This window comes from Pedobacter miscanthi, assembly GCF_032678605.1.
Classification (GTDB): domain Bacteria; phylum Bacteroidota; class Bacteroidia; order Sphingobacteriales; family Sphingobacteriaceae; genus Pedobacter; species Pedobacter miscanthi_A.
Window position 1 is genome coordinate 169,439 of sequence record NZ_JAVTSU010000002.1, and the last position, 23,555, is coordinate 192,993.

Consider the following 23,555-nt stretch of genomic DNA (forward strand, 5'->3'; position numbering starts at 1 on the left):
TGTTTAATGTGCTTTAAATTTAAGAAAGTTGTTTGATAATTTCCTTACATCTTTCTTCAACCTGACTGCAAACGGGGCTAAATAAGGCATTATCCCAATATGGGTCTGTAACTTCGCCGTTATCAAGGAAAAGTTTAACCTTTTTTCGGTCCTCAACGGTTTTGGCAAGGCTTTGCACATCGGCCAAATTGTTGCGGTCCATTACCAAAATCAGATCGTATTTGGCAAACATCGAGTGATTAAATTGCTGTGCGCGCTGTTGGCTGATGTCGTAACCTAATGCCTTAGCGGCAGCAATGCTCCTGTGATCTGGAGCTTTGCCAATATGCCAGTTGCCTGTTCCTGCCGAAGCAATTTCCCAGTTTAAGTTTTGTTCATCCGCCAGATGGCGCATAATGCCTTCAGCCAATGGCGAACGGCAGATATTACCCAGGCAAACCATTAAAATTTTCAATATTTTATGTTTTAAGCGTATATAATACAGGTAACATTTAATTTTTTAATAATGACAACATTTGAATTGTTTTTTCGTTAGTTTATATACGCTAACATTAAGAATAATAACAAAATATCTAAACTTAGCTTTATTGTATTTGAAACCATAACATTTTATTGGCTAGGGGTAGCAATATCTCTGCCTGAATCTTTTATGTAACGGATTACACTTTTTATTTCACAGTCACTTAATGTATCCATCCTGGATGCCTTAAATGTTCCGATCGTACTATACCAGCCCTTGTGTTTTTTTTTAAAGGCGTAATTAATTAATTTTAAGCTATCCATAACTGATATTTCTCTGAATGTAAAAATATTCTTGTCCATTCTATCACCATAAGGGACATGGCAGTTCTGGCAACCCAAATTGGACACAATTTGGTGAGCATCATACCGATAATATTTACATGTGTCTTGATTTGAAGCTTTATCTTTCCTATTTTCAGTCCTGGCATTGCATGCTATAAGAATAACAAGGATTATGCTACCTAAATTTATTTTTATTGTATTTAAAGCCATTAGTTGTGTCTCTAAGAAAAAGTCTTAATTTATTTATTGTATTTAAACTCGCATTATTATAAGATGATTTTTCCATATCCTTTAAGTTTCTCATAATAAAATTCATTATAGTTCCTTTTTCAGTATCAGATAGCGAATGCCCAATACTATCGCCCAAGTGATACATTAATCTATCCTTTTTGCCAGCATCTTCAATATCATCTAAATTAAGTGTATGAAAAAATTCATGAACACCTATGTATTTATCTTTTAACCAATTACTGTAGCTGACAACTGCTGGACCACCACCATCACTACCTTGAGTAAGTCCTGCTGAATTATTTCGTCTCCCATATTGGTCGGTAAATTGATATCCAATACTATCAACTACGGCGAGTACAAAATCATTCCCTTTTAACTGGCTTAACATATTAATCTGTTGTACATTTACCGTAAAATTAAAGTTATAACGTATAGAGTAAGTCCAGGTTTTACTGGTATCGAATGCTTTTTTTATAGAATTATATTTTAAAAAGTTAACCCCACTTCTATACCCACCGCCGCGTAATTTATTTGAAATTACCTGTTGGGTAAAAGTCATTAAGCTGTTCAGGTTCGGTGCTCCGTTAGTGGTTAAATCAAATACTTTTAGGGTAATGGTAAAATCGCCGTAGAGGCTGAGTTCGCCGCTACCGTTATCGCTAATGCGCAGGTTTTTGGCTATTATACCCGCCGGTTAAGGGTTGGCTTTGTAATATTGCAAAACGCATTCTAAGTGTATTAATGAGGTCATTCTCCATAGTACAAGCTATAATTGCTCAACAGGGAGATTGGGCATTAATTTTTGGTTATAATTTACTGAGCTCAGGATAAATCAATAATCAAGTTAGGGATAAAAAATTAAAAAACAAGGATTAATTTCATGATAACACTGGTTAAATGGTGATTTTTATAGTCATGGTAAGAAATTAACTTACTCTGGAATTATAATTTAATGGTTTAGTATTAAAAACCCTCCTGGAAGGGTAGATATTGCCCCGCCAGCACAAAAAAAATACCCCAAGCCTTGGTAGCGTTGGGGTATTAACATTTTAATCGAGAATGTTTATCCGTAAATATCGTTTAACATTTTGGCGAGGCGAACACCACCTTTTAGTAATTGCTCGTTAAGGGTATCTACCCATTCAAAATTATAACGGTAGCTTAATTTCGAATCTGGTTTAGTGGTATCGTAAATTTTGTTGCAAACACCATAGGCCTCGTAAACGCAATCTTTAAGGCTGGTATTTTGCCAGTTGTAAAGTTGTATGGCCGAAGCATGGTTAATTGCTTTTGCGTATTCAGTGTAGCTTAATTGTTGGTATTCAATCAACTGTTCGTCCCAAACCCTGTGGATGTTCGATTTTTCGTTAAACCACAATACCGAAATACGGTTACCTCCTAAATCTTCTTTACGGGCAACGTGCATGGGCTGGCATAAATCGCCGGCTAAGTGCACCAACATGCGTAAAGCCAGTTTCTTTTCTGCAGGGGTACTGCTTGCTTTCTTTAAAACAGCAATTAAATCCGGGATTTTGGTGTAAAGACTTGGCGATTTTTCTGTTTCCAGAAAGTTGTAAACGCCATCTTTGTTCAATCCTGCGGGAAGATTAACAAAATGCCAGTTGTACATGTAGTTGTAGGTAGAATCTGATTTGATAAAATCGCCCCAGTTGGCGCTCATGGCCAGGGTTTCGTAACCCAAAATATCCTGAATGGCTTTACGTGTTTTAGCTTTTAAATAGCTGTCGGCAATTTCGCCAACTACACGGTGCCCTATCGTACCCCAGGCATTAGCCTGAATAGGGAGATACGCTAATAAACCAATGGTTAAAGCAGTGGTTAATTTTTTTTTAATTGATGTGATGATCATTTTATAATTCTTTTTGTACGCAGGTGATTTTCTGTTTGAGGATTAATTTAATTTCGCGCTGATCGCTCAAACTTTCTAAAGATAAGGTATCTGCCGATCGTTTTTTAATCAGGAAATTCTTTTCATACCGGCCAATACGGTAACAGCCTGATATTTTTTGTTTGTAATTGGCATGTGTAAAAGTGGCACCAACAAACAGCGTATCGCCCTTTACTACATAAACCCCTTTAGCATATTCTTTCCAGATTCCGTTTTTATAACAAGAATCTTCGTATAAATTAATCTTGCTATGGGTAACCATATCAATATAAACCGAATCGCAGGTAAATTTAAAGTGGTGTTGGGTATAATTACTTAATTTATTGCTAAAAGCAACCGAATCTTCATTCCATACCCCTTGTAAAAAATCTTCACCTTTGCCCTGGATATTAGGCCTTGGACTACAAGCTGCAATTAAAATGGATAATGTAAAAAGGATGATGTAGAAAACCCTTAACCCCGGATGCAATTGCTTCATTCTATTGGTAATCGTTGCTTTTAGGAAACTGATCGTGGAAAACATTATTCTTTTTAATGGCATTGATAATCAGGATTACAAAACCTGCAGCGAAACACATGCTGGCTATAAAACTGATGATGCCTATAACGCTGTAATATTGAGAAACCTCGGTATAAGCCAAATGCTGGCTCGATATTAATAAAGGCATTAAAGCACTGTAAAATAACGTTACCAATAAGCCAATGCCGGAGCCGATAGTCATTAAAATAGCTTCAACCGAAGATTTTTTTACTAAAAAATAGCAACTGGTTCCAAATACGATAACCGGTGAAATGATAGAAACCAAACTGAGCAGAGTAGAAAGTATTGAATTCATATTGCTTATTTTTAATTAACCGTATTATTCTAGCTATAATTTTTAAAAGTGACGTCATTCCTTCGTAGGCGGGAATCTTAAAGCGTATGGCATTAAGATTCCCAATCGAGTTGAGCATGACGACTCTCCCAGCTTATTTCAAACTGCCAACCATGTCTTCCGGGCGAACCCACTCATCAAACTGCTCATTGGTTAATAATCCCAACTCTACAGCCGCGGCTTTTAACGTTTTGTTTTCTTTATGTGCTTTCTTGGCAATTTTAGCTGCATTTTCATAACCCACATGTGGATTTAAAGCTGTAACCAACATTAACGAATTCTGTAAATGTTTTTCAATTTCTGGCAAATTAGCCGTAATGCCTTCTGCACATTTATCAGTAAAAGAAACACAGGCATCGCCAATTAAACGTGCCGATTGCAATACATTAGCTGCAATTACTGGTTTAAATACGTTAAGTTCGAAGTGACCACTCATGCCGCCTACTGAAACGGCAACATCATTACCAATAACCTGTGCACAAACCATGGTTAATGCTTCTGGTTGCGTGGGGTTAACTTTGCCTGGCATGATAGAAGATCCCGGTTCATTATCAGGAATTACGATTTCGCCAATACCACAACGTGGGCCAGAGCTTAACATCCTTACATCATTGGCTACTTTCATTAAAGCAACAGCGGTACGTTTTAATGCGCCAGAAAGTTCTACCATTGCATCATGTGCAGCTAGAGCCTCAAATTTATTTGGAGCCGTAACAAATGGCAAGCCTGTTAAATCAGCAATTTTTTTAGCCACTAAAACATCGTATCCCTTTGGGGTATTTAAACCCGTACCAACAGCGGTACCACCCAAAGCCAGTTCGGCAACCATAACCAAAGCATTTTTAATGGCCCTGATGCTGTTATCGATTTGTTGTACATAACCCGAAAATTCTTGCCCTAAGGTAAGTGGGGTTGCATCCATAAAGTGAGTACGTCCGGTTTTAACAATCGAGCCGAATTCTGCTACTTTTTTAGCTAATGTATTTCTAAGTTTCTCTAAACCAGGAATGGTATTTTCTACTGTAAGTTTATAGGCTGCAATGTGCATCGCAGTTGGAAAAGTATCATTTGATGATTGCGATTTGTTTACATCATCATTGGGGTGAAGCACTTTTTTATCGTCAGCCAGTACACCACCATTGATTACATGCGCACGGTTGGCAATTACCTCGTTACCATTCATATTACTTTGTGTACCTGAACCCGTTTGCCAGATCACCAATGGAAACTGATCATCCAGCTGACCGGCAATAATCTCATCACAGGCTTTAGCAATTAATTCAGCTTTTTCTGCGGATAATACACCCAATTCAGTATTGGCAAGTGCAGCTGCTTTTTTCAGGTATCCAAAAGCGTGGATAATTTCTTTTGGCATCGAACCTTCTGGTCCAATTTTGAAGTTATTGCGTGAGCGTTCGGTTTGTGCACCCCAGTATTTGTCGGCTGGTACCTGCACCTCGCCCATGGTATCGTGTTCTATTCTGAAACTCATTATATTTTGATTTTATTGTCGCAAATTTAGGTTTTTTGCCTTTTAATGCGTTGTATTTATGTAAGATATTTGGTAGATAACAAAATATAAGATCAAAATGCCTGCATTCTTTTTTGTTCTTCATTGTTAAGGTACAAACTTTAATCGATGACGGCTACTTCTACCAATGAAATCATATTCATACCTTTACTGCAAATATGCAGGGATTAGTTATAAAATCTACAGGAAGCTGGTATAGTGTTTTAGCCGATAATGGCGAGCGCTACGATTGCCGGATTGTGGGAAAATTCAGGATTAAAGGACTTAAAACCACCAACCCAATTGCGGTAGGCGACCGGGTGAAGTTTGATCTGGAGCGGGATAGCAACCAGGGATTGATTAATGAAATGTTACCCCGTAAAAACTACATCATCCGCAAATCAATCAACCTAAGTAAGCAAGCGCAAATATTGGCAGCCAACTTAGATATGGCCATGTTGGTGGTTACGCTGGCTTCGCCACGTACTTCGCTGGGGTTTATCGATCGTTTTTTGGTTACTGCCGAAGCTTATGATGTGCCTGCGGTACTGGTGTTTAATAAACTCGATCTGTTTAGTAAAGAAGGTTTGGAAATCCTGCAGGATTTTAAAGATATCTATGAAAATATCGGTTATGCCTGTTACGAAGTTTCAGCCTTAAAAGGTATTAATATCCCGGTTATCCAGGAATTGATTACGGATAAAATTACTTTGATATCTGGTCACTCCGGTGTAGGGAAGTCGAGTTTGATTAACGCATTAATGCCCGATCGTGATTTACGGACGGGTGAGGTGTCAGACTGGAGCGATAAAGGACAACATACTACCACTTTTGCTGAGATGTTCGAACTGCCACAGGGTGGATTTATTGTTGATTCGCCCGGAATCAGGGAACTGGGTGTAATTGATATTGAAAAAGAAGAACTGGGGCATTTTTTTAGAGAAATTTTCGAAACCTCACATAATTGTCGTTTTAACAACTGTAAACATGTTAATGAGCCTGGATGTGCGGTTATTGAAGCCGTAAACGAAGGTAAAATCGCCATTTCAAGGTACGAAAGTTACCTGAGCATTTACCATGGTAACGATACGAGACATTAAAACAAGCTGAAAGACCAAAGACTAAAGGAGGAATAGCTTCATTGTACGACGTTTTAATTCAAACTGCTTAAAAATCTTTGTGTACTTTGCGCCTTAGTGGTTAAAAATTTAAAGAAATGAAGTTTAAACTGGGAGATTTTGTGCGTTTTGTTGATGAAAAACGTGAAGGTTATGTCACTAAAATTATCGATACGCAAACTTTAGGCGTTACCGATGAAGATGGTTTCGAAATTCCTGTTGCGGTAAGTAATTTAACATCTGTGCATGGTCATGGTGTGGTTGCAGAAGAATTGGACGCGCCAAAACCGATTCAGGTTAATATTCCCAGCGTTAGTAAAATCGAAAATGGCATTTATGTTGCCGTTGCTACAGATGATAAAGCGGGTAATGTGGTGCATTTTCACTTGCAAAACCAGTCTCCGAATATTTTATTGGTAAGCCTAACTACCGAGCGTAAAGAAAAATATGCAGGTGCTTTTCATGGCGTAATCGAAGCTTATGCTTCAACTTTGGTTTATTCAGCTTCACTGGCTGATTTAGATCTTTGGCCGGAATTTAACTTTCAGGTTTTGGTGTTCAGCAAGGCCGATATTAAACCGATTGATCCATTGGTAATCCGTAAGAAATTCAGGGCAAAAGATTTTAGTACCGAACAAAAAGAATTACCACAATTAAGAAATAAAGGCTGGTTGATCCGCCTGGACGACCTGGTGCCGGTAACCATCGATCCACAGATATTAAAAGAAAGTTTTTTCAAATCCACCGAAGAAAAAAGAACAGTTGCAGCGCCCCAAAAAGAAATCGATCTGCATATCGAAAAACTAAGGGATGATCATCACTTTTTGGAAGCAGATGAAATGTTGCAAATCCAGATTAATCATTTTCAAACGGCGATGGATGCTGCGGTGGTGCATCATTTCGACAAGATCGTTTTTATCCACGGTTCAGGTAATGGAACTTTAAGAGATAAAATCCACAAACTGATCAGTAAAAACCCGCATGTAAAAACTTATATGGATGCCAGGAAAGAAAAATTTGGCTATGGCGCTACGGAAGTGGTGTTTAAATAAAATGTCAGTCCTGAGGAATAATTATTTCATAAAATTAATATAAAAGACAGCGCTTTTTGGCAAAATAATAGGCTGCGCGAGATCGTCATTCCCAACTCGATTGGGAATCGTAATGCAAGCGCTTTAAGATTCCCGCCTGCGCGGGAATGACGGGCGTGCTATAGATTCTGTCTATGGTAGCTTGTCGAAGGATAATCAGGTAATTTATCTTGTTTTAATCATTTTGGCGTTCCCCAATCCCGTGAAAAACAGGAAAAGGGTCGGGCTCAGGGCTCCGCTTTGCTGCGGTACCGATGAAGGATCGGTACTGAACCCTACAATCTCTAACGCAAAACCCAGCGTCTACAGCGCCATGGTTCCTGTCCCCACGAACCATTTTATTCTTGGTTTAAGGTGTTTGTGGTGTAATGTGTTGCCATCTTACACTAAATCACCTTTTTAATATGCATTAAGTCAGATGGTAACATCTGGCTCCACCAAGAATTTAAATCTAAGCCCCTTTAGGGATTCGGGGTCAACTCCAAAACCACCGCAATCGCGTTATTGCTCAAAGCTTCCAGTTCTACCTGCTCAATATCCCAAAGCGCTAAACCGTCTCTTGCATGCATCAACCGACCTTCAATTTCAAAGGCGCCATCTATAATAAAAGTATAAAACTGATGGTTTGGGTTTTGCATTTTATAAATTGTTTCTTCCCGGCCATCAAAAATACCTGCGCTTAATTTAAAAGGTAGTTTTGGGTTGGATATTATTTCGATCAGCTGGTTCTGGTTTTTTTCAAAATCGAAACCGAAAAACATTTCACTGGCCCGCATCAAAAACATATCGGTTTTAATCCCGAACTGTATATAATTGATGATGTCGTTTGGGTAGGGGTTGCTAATTTCCAGCACTTCGCCTTTGCCCATGTTCAACACCTGTACCTGTCCGGTTTCTAAAGCAAATTCTTTTCCATTGGCAACAATATCTATTCCACCTGTAATGGGCATAAAGATCTGAAAGGAATCTTCCTTACTGAGAAAAAAGTTTACCTTTCCACCCACAATAGATTCATCATTGCATAAAAATAAGGCGCCAAAAGGTTCTTTATGCTCGCTATAATACTTTTCAAAATTAATGGTGCTGTACCTTCTAAATACCGAAGTTTCCGTTAATCCGCGTTGATCGGCTAAAAATATTTTTCCGGGGGTAAGGTCCATTTTAGTCAATGTTTTTTATCGAGTGAATGCTTACAAAAGGCTGTAACTGAAAAAGATTGGTGAAAACTTCATCTTCATCTGTTTCTTTAAATTGCGATACCAATAGCAGGTTATCAATAGTATGGTGCCAAACCAATGGTTTTGAAAAAAAATTAATTGCCACCTTATGTTTTTCTGGTTCGTTAATATCAGAATTAATGATTTCGAATTTAAAATTTTCAAAAGTTAAAAAGCGCCTGCCTAAATTATCCAGTATATCGGGGATAATTCCATTTAGCTGTCTTAGGTAGCCCGTAACGGCTGCGCTAACCAAGAAATGCAGTTTCTCAGCTTCTGGCGTATTAACCAACATTTCAGCAAAAGTAGTAAACCGCTGTTCCTGATTGTAGAATTGAGCCTGCATTTTAAACTCTGCAAAACTATCTTCATGTATAAATTTATCCCAGGGACTGACATTGGTCGCGTCAATTATTTTCCGGTAGCACAGCGTGATTACTTTTTTAGACATGGCATAAAATTAAAAAAGACGCTAAGATATCCTAGCGCCTTCATAAAAATAAAACAATTATAAGGATATACTATGCTTTAACATTCACTTTAAAGGTAAGATCGAAACCAGCGGCCAGTGTTCCGCCAACCGTTGCGATCTCTATACCTGTTTTATCATCACTAAAAACATTATCGGCATTGTTATAGGTATAGCCCGATAAACCTTTGGTGTAGCCATTTACTAAAGCCAAAGATGTTCCCGCACCTTCAGGGAAAGCGATTTGTGTTACCATTAACGATGTGCCCGCAGCATTGTAAACATGTACATGGATGTGTGTTGCCCGCCCGCTGTACCAGCCCGGAAAGATGGAAGTAAAAGTCACCAACCCATTTGCATCGGTTGTTTGGCGGCCCCGTAAGAAGTGTACCGATTGATAATTGGTGCTTTGCATACCACTGCCTCCATACTCAGAATAGTTTCCTTCCGCATCACAATGCCAGATATCTACTATTGCACCTGCCAAACCTGCGCAGTTGTTGTTTAAATTGCCAATGGTAATTTTTGCGGTCAATTTGTAGCCCGAACGACCATCGGTAATATCGCTGCGTACGTATGATGCCGGCACTTTTGTAGGGAAGGGTCCTTCCGTTTCAGTAGGTGCTACCGTACAGGTTCCGTTGGTGCCCGTTGTTGTTCCGGCAGTACCCGATCCTGATGTATCCGATCCATCGGTGATGCTGCTTTTTTTGCAGGCCTCAATAATTACAGGAGTTGAGATGGCTCCGATCATTAAACTTCTGATGAAATTTTTTCTTTCCATAGTCAATGCGTTTTGTTTCGTTGAATTAAAATTGCATGAAAAAGGATTAGTTGTAACAAATGTATCGACAGACGCTTGCATTGAAACGTTAAAGGTTTCGAAATTCGTCATTTCGACTGTAGTGGAGAAATCAGTTAAGCAGAATGCATATTGCGGGTGCAATAATATAAAATACGAATGCGATAATATAAAAAGCACATGCAATAATATAGAATGAGCAAGCGATAATATAAAAAGCACATGCAATAATATAGAATGAGTAAGCGACAATATAAAAAGCATATGTAATAATATAGAATGAACAAGCGATATTATAAAATGCCGGGCAACAATATAAAACACGATGGCAATAATATAATTTAGAATGAATAAGTGACTGAAAAAATTGAGGTATGCTTTTTGCTAAGCTGTAATTTCTTTTTATAAAAGATTAAAACTAGCTTTGCCGCTATTAATGAAACACCTGGTTACCATATCGCTTGTATTTTTTAGCTTAACACATTTGGCAAAAGCCGAACGTGTTGAAGGGCTAAGGATATTGAACGAATATTGTAATGAGCATAATATCAGTGTTAACGCCACAGGTAAAGCCTCGGTTCAACTCAATGAAGACCGCAATCCTTATTTGTTATCTTATACGAGGCTAGCTTTAATTGGAACCCAGGCTCCATTAAAAGTTGCAAAATACGTAAGCGTAAATCAAATTATCTCCGATTTAACAATCAGGAAAAAACCAAAAAATAACAGTCCCTAGTTATCTTTTCCTTAAAAGATCTTTTTATAAGATTTTGTGCCCCATTTATACCAGCAACTGCCAAACTGACTTAACAAAGACAATGGCTTGGTTGTTGTAACACTCCATTTTTTAATAATAATTAGATTTAAAATATTATAATGTTAGGATTTTTAGCGAAGGTTTTCGGAAGTAAATCAGAAAGAGATATAAAGGCTATTCAGCCATTGGTTGTTAAAATTAATGAACAATACAGTAAACTATCTGCGTTAAGCAATGATGAGTTACGTGGTAAAACCATAGAGTTTAAAGAGAAAATTTCTGCTTTCCTGACCGAGATTGATGGAAAAATTGCAGCTTTAAAAGCTGATGCAGAAGGTGAAAGTTTAGATCTTCACGAAAAAACGGCTATTTACGATCAGGTTGATGCTTTAGGTAAAGACCGTGACGCAGAATTGGAAAAAGTGCTTTTGGAAATCCTTCCTGAGGCATTTGCTGTAATTAAAGAAACTTCACGCCGATTAAGCGAAAACGATTATTTAGAAGTTACTGCAACGCAGTTCGACAGGGAATATGCAGCCCGTAAAAACAATGTGAAAATTATTGGCGATAAAGCACAATGGGCTAATAAATGGGATGCTGCCGGAACTGAAGTAGCCTGGAACATGGTACATTACGATGTACAGTTAATTGGTGGTATTGTATTACACAGCGGTAAAATTGCCGAAATGGCTACCGGTGAGGGTAAAACCCTGGTAAGTACATTGCCAGCTTATTTAAATGCATTGGCCGGTCAAGGTGTGCACATCGTTACCGTGAATGATTACCTGGCCCGTAGGGATAGTGAGTGGAATGGCCCATTATTCGAATTCCATGGTTTAAGTGTTGATTGTATCGATAAACATGAGCCAAACTCGGAAGAAAGAAGAAAAGCTTATGCCGCAGATATTACCTACGGAACCAATAATGAGTTCGGTTTTGATTACCTGCGTGACAATATGTCGCAAACACCTGATCAATTGGTACAACGCAAGTTGCACTTTGCAATGGTGGATGAGGTCGATTCTGTTTTGATTGATGATGCGCGTACCCCTTTAATCATTTCCGGTCCGATTCCACGTGGAGATGAACACGAGTTTTATGAGTTAAAACCACGTATTGAGCGTTTGGTTAATGCACAAAAAGCTTATGTAACCCAGGCTTTAAACGAAGCTAAAAAATTAATTAATGCCGGTAACAGCGGAACCGAAGAAGGTGAAGGTGGTTTAGCCTTATTACGGGCTTACCGTGGTTTGCCAAAAAACAAAGCTTTAATTAAGTTTTTGAGTGAAAGCGGTGTTCGTGGTTTGTTGTTGAAAACAGAAAACCACTATATGGCTGATCAATCTAAGAATATGCCAAAGGTAGATTCTGAATTGTATTTCTATATCGATGAGAAAAACAACCAGGTAGAATTAACCGAAAAAGGTATCGAACTGATTACTCAATCAGGAGAAGATCCTCATTTCTTCGTATTACCTGATGTAGGTACTGAAGTAGCAGACTTAGAAAAATCTGATACACCTTTAGAAGAAAAAGTTGTATTAAAAGATGCTTTAATGCGCGATTATTCTGTGAAAGCAGAACGTATCCACTCGGTTAACCAATTGTTAAAAGCATATACTTTATTCGAAATTGATGTAGAATACATCATCGATGAAGGAAAAATCAAAATTGTTGATGAGCAGACGGGCCGTATTATGGATGGCCGTCGTTATTCTGATGGTTTACACCAGGCAATTGAGGCTAAAGAAAACGTAAAGGTTGAAGATGCTACCCAAACGTATGCAACCGTAACCTTACAGAACTATTTCCGTATGTACCACAAACTTTGCGGTATGACGGGTACTGCAACAACAGAAGCTGGTGAGTTTTGGTCGATCTATAAATTAGATGTGGTAGAAATTCCTACCAACAGAAATATCTCTAGAAATGATGAGCAGGATTACGTTTACCGTACCGTTCGCGAAAAATATAACGCTGTTGCTGAAGAGATACAATACCTCGTTTTCCCATATTCTCATTACGAAACAGAATATGAAACAGATAAAGAAGGTAATGTAAAACAAAAAGATGGCAAACCCGTAGTTAAATACGATCAAACAGGCAGGCCAGTACCTAAATTAGATGCTAAGGGTGCCTTAATTCCTGCGGTTAACCCTCAAACAGGACAATTGGAGCCACAAGCTGGTCGCCCGGTATTGGTAGGTACAACCTCTGTAGAGATTTCTGAATTGTTAAGTCGTATGCTTAAACTCCGCGGAATTAAACACAATGTACTAAACGCTAAAATGCACCAGAGAGAGGCAGATATTGTTGCCGAAGCTGGTCAGGCCGGAACTGTAACCATTGCAACCAACATGGCTGGTCGTGGTACCGATATTAAATTGGGTGCAGGTGTTAAAGAAGCTGGCGGTTTAGCTATCGTAGGTACTGAGCGTCACGAATCTCGCCGTGTAGATAGGCAGTTACGTGGTCGTGCCGGTCGTCAGGGCGATCCGGGTTCATCACAATTCTTCGTTTCATTAGAAGATAATTTAATGCGTTTATTTGGTTCAGAGCGTATTTCTGGTATCATGGTACGTATGGGGATTGAAGATGGTGAAGTGATTCAACATTCTATGATTACCAAATCTATTGAGCGTGCGCAGAAAAAAGTAGAAGAAAACAACTTTGGTATCCGTAAACGTTTATTGGAGTACGATGATGTGATGAACTCACAACGTACCGTAATTTATGCTAAACGTAAAAACGCTTTATTTGGCGAACGTTTGGATGTGGATATGAACAATATGGTTTTCGATGTTGCCGAAGATATTGTAAGCGAATATAAACAAGAAGGAAATTTCGATGGCTTTAAACTGGAGGTGATCAAAAATTTCTCTTTAGATACCGCCATTACCGAAAAAGAATTTACCTCAACCAGTATTCCTCAGTTAACCGAAAAGTTATTTGAAGAGGCTGAAGCATTTTACGCCCGTAAATCAGAAGCCATTATCCAGCAATCATTACCTGTTTTAACCCAGGTTTATGAAGAACGCGGATCTCATATCGAACAAATTGTAGTACCGTTTACCGATGGTATCCGTGGTATTCAGGTAGCTGTTGATTTAAAGAAAGCCATTGATAATAAAGGGAAAGAAGTGGTTCGTTCATTCGAAAAAACCATTGTTTTAGCTTTGATTGATGATAGCTGGAAAGAGCATTTACGCGAAATGGACGATTTAAAGCAATCAGTACAAAATGCCGTTTACGAACAAAAAGATCCATTGGTAATTTATAAAATGGAAGCTTTCAACTTATTTAAAAACATGCTTAACGCGGTAAATAAAGAAGTAGTAAGTTTCTTATATAAAGGAGGTATCCCGGTTCAGCAAGAGCCGGATCAGGTTAGAGAAGCACCAGCTCCGGTAAAACAGCCAAAGTTACAAACTACTAAACAAGAGTTTGGCAGAGAAGAACCAGGAATCGAATTTGGAGATACAAGAGAAGCCGTTCCACAACAGCCGATACGTAAAGAAGCAACAGTTGGTAGAAATGAACCTTGCCCTTGTGGTAGTGGTAAAAAATTCAAAAACTGCCACGGTGCTAATTTATAATCAGAATAAAAAATAGCAAACTAAGCCCCGACATTTTTTGTCGGGGCTTTTTTATTAACTAAATTTTTAATTATCAAATTAAGTCATATATTTATTGACGTAGATTTTTTAATCTCGATAGTGCTAAAAACATATTTTGTTTAAATCCAATTAGATCAATTCGAAACTGGTAGGCAGTTTCCTGATGATCATTAAAGCTAAAAAATGGAGCCTGGAAACCATAAAAAACGGGGCGTAACTGAAAAGCCATAAGAGTAAGAACACACACAAACACACACACAAATGAAAAAAATTTTTAACCTTGCCGCTGTTTCAGCGACATTGCTGCTATCAAGCTGCGCAACAGTTTTTACCGGAACAAAACAAACCGTTCAAATCAACACCAATCCACCTGCAGCTACTGTCGAAATAGATGGTGTTAAAGCAGGTGTTACTCCGTTGGCTGTAACCCTAAAAAAAGGATTTACCGGGCAAACCATCAGTTTAAAGCTTGATGGTTATGATCCTAAAACTTTCCAGCCCCAAACTACCTTCAATGCTGTATCTGTGGTAAATTTATTATTCTTTCCCGGTTTTATTGTTGATGCCGCTACAGGTGCAATGATGAAATATGACCCGAAAGTTTACGAAATTACTTTAGAACCTAAAAAAGCGAAATAAGAATCTGCTTAATGGTTATAGTTCTAAAAGCCAGGTTTCTAAAGAAATCTGGCTTTTTTATTTAAATAATTGTCTTAATTGGTCGTCCTTTCGATCGGAGCCTGCCGATTTTTCATCGGTAGCGTAATGGAGAAATCTTTAAACTAACATTAGCTTAGTAACTATTTTAAAGGATTTCTCGACTTTGCTGCGCTCCGCTCGAAATGACGATTTATGTTTAAAAAATGCAATCTCTCAAAAGCATCAAAATCCTTCAGATTTTCCTCAAATAACAACGATTTGCTTAACCCATAAAGAATGCCGATTTTTGCAACGATTTCGGCATTCTTGTTGTTAAGAAGAAAAGAGATGATATATCTACTCGCCAAATGCCAATTATTTTGCTGATGAAAACAATATTAACTTTTATATCCTGCCTGTTCCTAACTTTTACTGCTTTTGCCCAAAGAGGAGAAGTAACGGTTATAAAAGACCCTTTAATTGATAGTTTAATTGCCAAACGGCTCGAAGTTTATAAAACCTCGGGCGAGGTAAAGGCTGGTAAACCCATCGTTTCTGCATATGGTTACCGGGTGCAGATTTTTTATGGATCAGACCGGCGGGAAGTTTTTAATGAACAGGCCCGTTTTAAAGGACTTTATCCTCAGTTAAATACTTACCTTACTTATAAAGAACCCAATTATTATGTTCGGGTGGGCGATTTTAGAAGTCGCTTAGAAGCCCAACGGTTAATTAACGAACTCAGACCAGCTTTTCCTACACTTTTTATTTTCAGGGAAAAAATCAATGCACCAACTTTAGATACCACAACAACCAATGATCAAAAATAAAGTACAAGAACTGGCCGCTCACATTTTTAATGATGTAGTAGGCTATCGTCAACATATCCATGCCAATCCCGAATTATCTTTCAAAGAATTTGAAACCTCATTATTTATCAAGGATAAATTAAAAAAATGGGGCATTGAATATACTGATTGTGCCAATACGGGCGTGGTAGGTTTAATTAAGGGTAACAAGCCTTCTGATCAGGTAATAGCCTTACGTGCCGATATGGATGCCTTACCTATCCACGAAGCGAATGATAAACCTTACCGTTCTAAAAACCATGGCGTAATGCATGCTTGCGGTCATGATGTGCACACCTCTTCACTTTTAGGAACCGCTTATATCCTAAACCAGATGAAAGATGATTTCGGCGGAACCATTAAATTAATCTTCCAGCCTGCAGAAGAGTTATTGCCGGGTGGAGCGAGCATCATGATTAAAGAAGGTGTGCTCGAAAATCCAAAACCTCACCATATCGTTGGCCAGCATGTAATGCCTTTAATTGATGCCGGTAAAGTAGGTTTCCGTTCGGGTATTTATATGGCATCGACCGATGAATTATATGTTACCGTAACCGGAAAAGGCGGTCATGGCGCACAGCCGCATCAAAACATAGATCCTGTTGTAATCGCCTCACACATCATTATTGCTTTACAGCAGGTGGTGAGCCGAAATGCCGATCCCCGTATCCCATCTGTTTTATCTTTTGGTAAAGTAATTGCCAACGGGGCAACAAACATCATCCCCAACGAAGTAAAAATCGAAGGAACCTTTAGAACCTTAGATGAAGATTGGAGAGATGAGGCGCATAAACGTATGAAAAAAATGGCCGAGGGCATTGCCGAAAGTATGGGCGGAAGTTGTGATTTCGATATTCACAGGGGCTATCCGTTTTTAATTAACGAAGAAAAATTAACCGCCAATGCAAGGGGCTTTGCAGAAGAATTTTTAGGCAAAGAAAATGTTGTCGATTTAGATATCTGGATGGCAGCTGAGGATTTTTCTTTCTACTCGCAGGTAACAGATGCCTGTTTTTATCGTTTAGGTACTGGTAATGCCGCTAAAGACACGCAATACTCGGTACATACCCCAAGATTTGATGTTGATGAAGATGCCCTGAAAATCTCAACAGGGTTGATGGCCTACATCGCTTTAAAACAACTAGGGAATTAGAGATGTAAAATGTAAATAAGTAAGATGGATGATGGAGTTAAGTTTCCGCCACATGCATCTTACTTTATCCATTTTTCCTCTTACATCTTCCACAATATCTATCTTCTATGAAAAAAATATTTTTTATTTTACTGTTCACCTCATTCTTTCATAAAGGTTTTGCCCAGGAAATCAAACGTTTCAATCCTGATACGATTAAAACCATTACGCTCGATTCGACGGTAAATATTAAGGCTGAAAAATTGAATGTAGAGACTTTTATCAGAAAAGTAATGTACGATACTTCCTTTTATCAGTCATTCAGAGATATGAAACGTTATACTTTCATTGCCGAAAACAGGATTTACAGTTACGATAAAAAGAATAAGGTTGATGGGAAAATATACCGTAAAATTCGCCACAACAATAGCGGTCCTTACAAAATGGAATACCTGGTAAAACAGGATACCGGAAAAATTTATAAAAAGAACGGTAAATATCAGTTATATACAGTAGAAATGTTTGATTACATTTTTATGAATGCCTATAGTACCGATTTTGTACCCAATGCGCCCAAACCCGACGGAAAGGGCGGAACAAACGAAAGTTATAAAGACAAGTTAAAAACGTTGATTTTTAACCCGGGCCGCCCTGTTAAAGTTCCATTTATTGGGAGTAAAACCGAAATATTTTCTGCCAATATGCGCCAGTATTACGATTACGGTTTCACCAGCGGCACCTATTTAGATTCTATCCCGGTGTATCGTTTCAAGGTTTCAGTTAAACCTGATTTAAGCAGCTGGACAAAAGATGGCATCATGATTAAAGAACTGGTAACCATTTTTGATAAACGTAATTTTAATATTCTTGGCCGGTATGTTGATATGAAATACAGTAACATGCTTTTCGATTTCGATGTGCAAATGAATATCGAAATGGGCTATTTTGGTGAAGATAAATTGCCCACAAAAATTACCTATCAAGGTAACTGGGATTATCCTTTCAAAAAAGAAGAACGGGCAAGTTTTTTAATCGTACACAAAGATTATAAACTCGAAAAGGGCAAATAAGGATTCGACTATCGCCTAAAAGATTTATTATCTTTAAACGATTATTTAAACCGATCAATATGCAATTCTTTTCTTCCTTAAAATTTAAAATATCACTTGCTTTATCACTGTTTTTGAATATCAATGCGCATGCACAGGTGCTCACTTCAAAACAGATCGATAGCGTGGTAGAAAAAACATTGAGCACCTTTAATGTTCCCGGTATTGCGGTTGCTGTAATTAAAGATGGCAAAATAATCCATTTAAAAGGTTATGGTGTAAGTTCGATCAAAACCAATAAAAAGGTCGATGAAAATACCCTTTTCGGTGTAGCATCCAACACAAAAGCTTTCACTGCGGCATCTTTAGGGATGCTGGTTGATGAAAAGAAAATTACCTGGGATACAAAAGTAACCGATGTAATCCCCGAGTTTAAAATGTACGATGCCTATGTAACCAGCGAGTTTACCATCCGCGATTTACTCACCCACCGCAGTGGCTTAGGTTTGGGCGCTGGCGATTTAATGATCTGGCCGGATTCATCAACGGTTGATAAAAAGCAGCTGATCCATAACCTCCGTTATTTAAAACCTGTTTCTTCATTCCGTACCAAATACGACTACGATAACCTGATGTACATTGTTGCCGGAGAGGTAGTGGCAAGGGTTTCGGGAATTACTTACGAGGATTTTATTGAAAGCAGGATTATCAAGCCTTTGGGCATGACCAAAACTGCCGCTTCCTGGTACCGCTTAAAAGATAAATCGAACGTAATTGACGGTCATGCACCTTACCAAGGCAAATTGCTTCCGGTAGGTTTAAGTTTTGGTGAAATTGCCAATGCTGCGGGTGGAATTTATTCTAACGTTACCGATATGAGCAAATGGGTAATGGCCATGATCAATGGCGGGAAATATGGTGAAGCATTAGACAAGAAATTGTTCAGTCCAGCAGTTGCAAGAGAACTTTGGACCCCGCAAACCATTATTGCAGGCGGCAATCCAGCGGCTTTTAGCAGTTATGGCCTGGGTTGGTTTTTAAGTAATGTTAACGGTAATTTTCAGGCTACACATACCGGTGGTCTGTCAGGAATCGTAACACAGGTAACCATTATTCCAGAAATGAAATTAGGAATTATCGTATTAACCAATCAGCAGTCTGGCGCTGCTTTTAACGCCGTAACCAATTCAATCAAAGATGGCTATTTAGGTATTAAAGGACAAGACCGCATTAAAACTTATAACGATAACAGGCTTAGGAATGAAAAACAGGCCGATGAAATGGTGAGCAAGGTTTGGAACGATATTGCGGCCCAGCAAAAATTATCGACTACGAAACCTGATGGCAAAAATTACTATGGTACTTTCCATGATTCGTGGTTTGGCGAGGTAACCATTAGTGAGGTGAACGGCAAGATGCATTTTCAGGCTAAAAACGCTCCGAAATTAAAAGGAGATATGACTTACTATAAGGGAAATACCTTTATTGTAAAATGGTACGACAGAAGTTTAGATGCCGATGCCTTTGTTAATTTTAGTTTAGATAATAATGCTTTGGCTGATGGATTTAAAATAGAAGCTATTTCGCCGCTAACAGATTTTAGTTTCGATTTTCAAGACCTTGATTTTAAAAAGACCGGTAAAAAATAACCTAAAAAATAATACACAATGAAAACACTATTGAAAACAAGTATTTTACTAAGCTTTTGCTTAATTGCATTAACATCAATGACATTTAAACCAAAACGGATTATCTTTTTCGGCGATTCGATTACCCAACAAGGTGTTTCTAAAAACGGATATGTAACCCTGATCAAAAAATCACTCGATTCTACTAAATACGACGTAATTGGTGCTGGTATTGGCGGTAACAAAGTGTACGATCTTTACCTGCGTTTAGAAGATGATGTGTTAAACAAGAAACCCGATTTAGTGGTTATTTATGTTGGCATTAACGATGTGTGGCATAAACAATCATCCCACACCGGAACTGATTATGATAAATATTTAAAATTCTACCAGGCTTTGATTAATAAAATTCAGGGTGTTGGCAGCAAAGTAGTATTGGTTACCCCATCTGTGGTTGGTGAGAAAAAAGACGGTACCAACGAGTTGGATGCTGATTTAAATAAATACGCGGAAGGCATCAGAACATTAGCCGCAAAAAACAATCTTCCGGTATGCGATTTAAGAAAAATTTTTACCGAATACGAAGCGAAAAATAATGCAGAAGATAAAGAAAAAGGCGTGTTAACCGTTGATAGGGTACATTTAAACGAAACTGGTAATAAATTGGTGGCCGATCAGTTATTGCCATTGGTGAAATAGAATATATTCGTCATTGCGAACCGAAAAAAAGGATTGTGTGGTGGAGTGAAGCAATCTTTCCAGTAATGAGATAACTGATTAAAAAGTATATAATAGCAAAAAAGATTGCTTCGTCGGCTGAAAAAGCCTCCTCGCAATGACGATTTTGCAGCGTCATTGCGAACTGAAGAAGGGGAATGTGCGATGGAGTGAAGCAATCTTTCCTGCATGGCGTTAACAAATTGAAAATAAAATAATAGTAAAAAAGATTGCTTTGTCGGCGGAAAAGCCTCCTCGCAATGACGATTTTGCAGCGTCATTGCGAACTGAAGAAGGGGAAATGTGCGATGGAGTGAAGCAATCTTTCCAGTAAGGAGATAACTGATTGAAAAGTATATAATAGCATAAAAGATTGCTTCGTCAGCTGAAAAAGCCTCCTCGCAATGACGATTTTGCAGCGTCATTGCGAACTGAAGAAGGGGAAATGTGCGATGGAGTGAAGCAATCTTTCCAGTAAGGAGATAACTGATTGAAAAGTATATAATAGCAAAAAAGATTGCTTCGTCAGCTGAAAAAGCCTCTTCGCAATGACGATTTTGCAGCGTCATTGCGAACTGAAGAAGGTGAATGTGCGATGGAGTGAAGCAATCTTTCCAGTAAGGAGATAACTGATTGAAAAGTATATAATAGCATAAAAGATTGCTTCGTCAGCTGAAAAAGCCTCCTCGCAATGACGATTTTGCAGCGTCATTGCGAACTGAAGAAGGTGAATGTGCGATGGAGTGAAGCAATCTTTCCTGAAAAGAGATAACTGATTGAAAAGTATATAATAGCATAAAAGATTGCTTCGTCGGCTGAAAAAGCCTCCTCGCAATGACGATTTTGCAGCGTCATTGCGAACTGAAGAAGGTGAATGTGCGATGGAGTGAAGCAATCTTTCCAGCAGGTAATAACAGTTCAGAAATAAATAATAACAAAAAAGATTGCTTCGTCGTGCCTCCTCGCAATGACGGACAATAATAAGTATGATAAACCGCGAAACGATAGATAAGATAATGGATACCGCCCGTATAGAGGAGGTAGTTGGGGATTTTGTGCACTTAAAAAAACGCGGAACCAGTTTAATTGGTAATTGCCCTTTTCATGGCGAAAAAACACCTTCCTTTCACGTATCCGTTACCAAAGGCATTTACAAATGTTTTGGTTGTGGCAAAGGGGGCGATTCGGTACGCTTTATTATGGATCATGAAAAATATTCATATCCGGAGGCACTTAAATTTTTAGCCAATAAATACAATATAGAAGTTGAGGAAGCCGAGCTTAGTCCTCAGGATGCTGAAGCACAAAGTGCTAAAGAAAGTCTTTATGTGGTTTCGCAATACGCAAGTGCATTTTTTGTAAAACAGCTATGGGATACCGACGAAGGTAGGGGCATAGGCCTAAGTTATTTTAAAGAGCGTGGCTTTAGGGAAGATATCCTTAAAAAATTCGAAGTAGGTTATTCCCCAGATGTTTGGGATGCATTGACGCAAAGCGCCACGAATGGCGGGCACAAACTAGAATTTTTAGAAGCCACAGGCTTATCCATCAAGAACGATAACGGCAAAATTTACGATCGTTTCCGTGGGCGTGTAATGTTTCCGATCCATAATTTTACGGGTAGAATTATTGGTTTTGGTGGTAGAACGTTAAAAACCGATAAAAACGTTCCGAAATACGTAAACTCGCCCGAAAGTGAAATTTACCATAAATCGAATGTGCTTTATGGTTTATTCCACGCCAAAAAAGCCATCCGCGATCTTGATAATTGTTACCTCGCCGAAGGTTATGCCGATGTACTTTCCGTGCACCAGGCCGGGATAGAAAACGTGGTTGCTTCGTCAGGTACTTCATTAACTGTAGAGCAAATTAAACTGATCGGACGTTTTACCCAGAACATTACCATTCTGTTTGATGGTGATGCCGCGGGTATTAAAGCTTCACTCCGTGGTTTGGACATGATTTTGGAAGAAGGCTTGAACGTGAAAATCGTTTCCTTCCCCGATGGTCATGATCCGGATTCCTATATGCACCACGTCGGTGCCGGAGCTTTTAAAACCTATCTCGAGCAAAACAGAAAAGACTTTATCTTATACAAGGCAAATGTGCTGCTTAAAGATGCCGGCAACGACCCCATCAAACGTGCAGGCATTATCCGCGATATTGTAGAAAGTATAGCGAAGATTCCAGATCAAATTAAAGCCTCTGTTTTTATCCGCGAATGCAGCAGTTTGCTCGAAATTGATGAGCATATTTTATTGGGCGAGTTGAATAAAATGCGCTCGGCTAAGGTTAAGAAAAACTTTGATAACCATCAACGGGCAAATCCATCATCAAGTCCTAAGCCTTATTCTTCTGGTGCACCAGAGCCGCTTGGTCCACCTGATGATTTGTGGGATGATAACGCTGGCCCCAATGGCTACGAGCAAGAGCCTGTTGAAGAAGAAGAGTTTCAGGAGAAGGAAATCATCCGCCTCTTATTGGCTTACGGGCATGAATTTGTAAACTGGGACAAAATTGATGATATGTACATCGGTCCGTTTATCATGCAAAACCTGGCCGATGTGGAATTTGATGATCCGCTTTGTAAACGGATTATCGATTATTACAAGTCCGAAATTGATAACGGCCGCTTACCAACGTCGAACCACTTTGTTAAACACGAAGATAGAACGATCGCCGATTTGGCCATTACACTTTCCACCTCAGAATATGCCTTAAGCGAAAATTGGCTGAACAAACACCTCATCTACGTTAAAGATGAATCGATGAATTTAAAAGCAACCATTTTGGGGGGTATTTTTCACTTGAAAAAGCGTAAAGTCGAAAAAATATTGCTGAATTTATTAAAAGAAATCAAAGAAGAAAAAAACGAAGATAACCAGATGATTTTAATGCAGCGTTATGGCGTAATTAAAGGAGTAGAGCGGGAAATTTCTAAGTTCCTGGGTTCTGTTATAGTTAAATAAGATACAAAACACGCGTCATCTCGACCGGAACACAGTGGAGCGGGGAGATCTATATCGTATGAAAGACCCTGAAACAAGTTCAGGTTGACGATGTACTGGAATAACCATGTCACTGAAGCGTAGCGAAACAAAGGGATTTACAATAGATTTCTAGACTACGCTCGAAATGACGG

The 23,555-nt window shown here is 38.7% G+C and carries 21 protein-coding genes; 11 read left to right on the plus strand and 10 right to left on the minus strand.

What is annotated here, in order from left to right:
* Nucleotides 1-19 precede the first annotated feature (19 nt).
* The 7 genes from R2R28_RS03540 to fumC all read right to left on the minus strand — a co-directional run bounded on the left by R2R28_RS03540 (nucleotide 20) and on the right by fumC (nucleotide 5,311).
* Nucleotides 20-454: a low molecular weight protein-tyrosine-phosphatase gene (locus tag R2R28_RS03540; RefSeq protein WP_316824326.1), complete on the minus strand. Its 435-nt coding sequence runs from the start codon at nucleotides 452-454 to the stop codon at nucleotides 20-22.
* 155 nt (nucleotides 455-609) lie between these two features.
* Entirely contained in the window at nucleotides 610-1,014 is a 405-nt protein-coding gene (locus R2R28_RS03545; protein WP_316824327.1) for a hypothetical protein, read from the minus strand.
* On the minus strand, nucleotides 980-1,594 hold the full coding sequence (locus tag R2R28_RS03550) for a hypothetical protein (RefSeq protein ID WP_316824328.1): 615 nt from the start codon (nucleotides 1,592-1,594) through the stop codon (nucleotides 980-982). The genes R2R28_RS03545 and R2R28_RS03550 overlap by 35 nt, the downstream gene beginning before the upstream one ends.
* 504 nt (nucleotides 1,595-2,098) lie before the next feature.
* Entirely contained in the window at nucleotides 2,099-2,905 is an 807-nt protein-coding gene (locus R2R28_RS03555) for a S1/P1 nuclease (protein WP_316824329.1), read from the minus strand.
* A gap of 1 nt (nucleotide 2,906) precedes the next feature.
* On the minus strand, nucleotides 2,907-3,467 hold the full coding sequence (locus R2R28_RS03560) for a fumarate hydratase (protein ID WP_316824330.1): 561 nt from the start codon (nucleotides 3,465-3,467) through the stop codon (nucleotides 2,907-2,909).
* Nucleotides 3,424-3,780: a hypothetical protein gene (locus tag R2R28_RS03565; RefSeq protein ID WP_316824331.1), complete on the minus strand. Its 357-nt coding sequence runs from the start codon at nucleotides 3,778-3,780 to the stop codon at nucleotides 3,424-3,426. The genes R2R28_RS03560 and R2R28_RS03565 overlap by 44 nt, the downstream gene beginning before the upstream one ends.
* A gap of 133 nt (nucleotides 3,781-3,913) precedes the next feature.
* On the minus strand, nucleotides 3,914-5,311 hold the full coding sequence (gene fumC, locus R2R28_RS03570; protein WP_316824332.1) for a class II fumarate hydratase: 1,398 nt from the start codon (nucleotides 5,309-5,311) through the stop codon (nucleotides 3,914-3,916).
* A gap of 197 nt (nucleotides 5,312-5,508) precedes the next feature.
* Here fumC and rsgA point away from each other — a divergent pair, with 197 nt between their 5' ends.
* A complete protein-coding gene (gene rsgA, locus R2R28_RS03575; protein ID WP_316824333.1) occupies nucleotides 5,509-6,429 on the plus strand; it encodes a ribosome small subunit-dependent GTPase A in 921 nt (306 codons plus the stop codon).
* Nucleotides 6,430-6,545: 116 nt separating this feature from the next.
* Nucleotides 6,546-7,499: a Smr/MutS family protein gene (locus tag R2R28_RS03580; protein ID WP_316824334.1), complete on the plus strand. Its 954-nt coding sequence runs from the start codon at nucleotides 6,546-6,548 to the stop codon at nucleotides 7,497-7,499.
* A gap of 500 nt (nucleotides 7,500-7,999) precedes the next feature.
* Here R2R28_RS03580 and R2R28_RS03585 read toward each other — a convergent pair whose 3' ends face one another.
* From R2R28_RS03585 to R2R28_RS03595, 3 genes are all read right to left on the minus strand, one after another.
* Nucleotides 8,000-8,698 carry a hypothetical protein gene (locus R2R28_RS03585; protein WP_316824335.1) on the minus strand — a complete coding sequence of 233 codons (699 nt, stop codon included), beginning with the start codon at nucleotides 8,696-8,698 and terminating at the stop codon, nucleotides 8,000-8,002.
* Nucleotide 8,699: 1 nt separating this feature from the next.
* Nucleotides 8,700-9,206 (minus strand): hypothetical protein, encoded by a 507-nt coding sequence (locus tag R2R28_RS03590; RefSeq protein WP_316824336.1) that lies wholly within the window; start codon nucleotides 9,204-9,206, stop codon nucleotides 8,700-8,702.
* 70 nt (nucleotides 9,207-9,276) lie between these two features.
* Nucleotides 9,277-10,008, minus strand: coding sequence for an intradiol ring-cleavage dioxygenase (locus R2R28_RS03595; RefSeq protein WP_316824337.1), 732 nt, complete (start codon nucleotides 10,006-10,008; stop codon nucleotides 9,277-9,279).
* Nucleotides 10,009-10,462: 454 nt separating this feature from the next.
* Here R2R28_RS03595 and R2R28_RS03600 point away from each other — a divergent pair, with 454 nt between their 5' ends.
* The 9 genes from R2R28_RS03600 (at nucleotide 10,463) to dnaG (ending at nucleotide 23,382) form a co-directional block, all read left to right on the plus strand.
* Nucleotides 10,463-10,762 carry a hypothetical protein gene (locus R2R28_RS03600; RefSeq protein ID WP_316824338.1) on the plus strand — a complete coding sequence of 100 codons (300 nt, stop codon included), beginning with the start codon at nucleotides 10,463-10,465 and terminating at the stop codon, nucleotides 10,760-10,762.
* Between the two features lie 140 nt (nucleotides 10,763-10,902).
* Complete coding sequence (locus R2R28_RS03605) at nucleotides 10,903-14,379, plus strand: preprotein translocase subunit SecA (protein ID WP_316824339.1); 3,477 nt, start codon at nucleotides 10,903-10,905, stop codon at nucleotides 14,377-14,379.
* A 282-nt stretch (nucleotides 14,380-14,661) separates the two neighbouring features.
* Nucleotides 14,662-15,039: a PEGA domain-containing protein gene (locus tag R2R28_RS03610; protein WP_316824340.1), complete on the plus strand. Its 378-nt coding sequence runs from the start codon at nucleotides 14,662-14,664 to the stop codon at nucleotides 15,037-15,039.
* 386 nt (nucleotides 15,040-15,425) lie between these two features.
* On the plus strand, nucleotides 15,426-15,869 hold the full coding sequence (locus tag R2R28_RS03615) for an SPOR domain-containing protein (RefSeq protein ID WP_316824341.1): 444 nt from the start codon (nucleotides 15,426-15,428) through the stop codon (nucleotides 15,867-15,869).
* Nucleotides 15,856-17,040 (plus strand): M20 family metallopeptidase, encoded by a 1,185-nt coding sequence (locus tag R2R28_RS03620; RefSeq protein ID WP_316824342.1) that lies wholly within the window; start codon nucleotides 15,856-15,858, stop codon nucleotides 17,038-17,040. The genes R2R28_RS03615 and R2R28_RS03620 overlap by 14 nt, the downstream gene beginning before the upstream one ends.
* Before the next feature lie 107 nt (nucleotides 17,041-17,147).
* Nucleotides 17,148-18,089 (plus strand): hypothetical protein, encoded by a 942-nt coding sequence (locus tag R2R28_RS03625; RefSeq protein WP_316824343.1) that lies wholly within the window; start codon nucleotides 17,148-17,150, stop codon nucleotides 18,087-18,089.
* A gap of 59 nt (nucleotides 18,090-18,148) precedes the next feature.
* The gene (locus tag R2R28_RS03630) at nucleotides 18,149-19,717 is read left to right on the plus strand and encodes a serine hydrolase (RefSeq protein WP_316824344.1); all 1,569 of its coding nucleotides are present in this window, start codon (nucleotides 18,149-18,151) and stop codon (nucleotides 19,715-19,717) included.
* 18 nt (nucleotides 19,718-19,735) lie between these two features.
* Nucleotides 19,736-20,395, plus strand: a complete 660-nt coding sequence (locus R2R28_RS03635) for an SGNH/GDSL hydrolase family protein (RefSeq protein ID WP_316824345.1) — start codon at nucleotides 19,736-19,738, stop codon at nucleotides 20,393-20,395.
* A 1,004-nt stretch (nucleotides 20,396-21,399) separates the two neighbouring features.
* Nucleotides 21,400-23,382 carry a DNA primase gene (gene dnaG, locus R2R28_RS03640; RefSeq protein WP_316824346.1) on the plus strand — a complete coding sequence of 661 codons (1,983 nt, stop codon included), beginning with the start codon at nucleotides 21,400-21,402 and terminating at the stop codon, nucleotides 23,380-23,382.
* The last annotated feature ends 173 nt before the right edge of the window (nucleotides 23,383-23,555 follow it).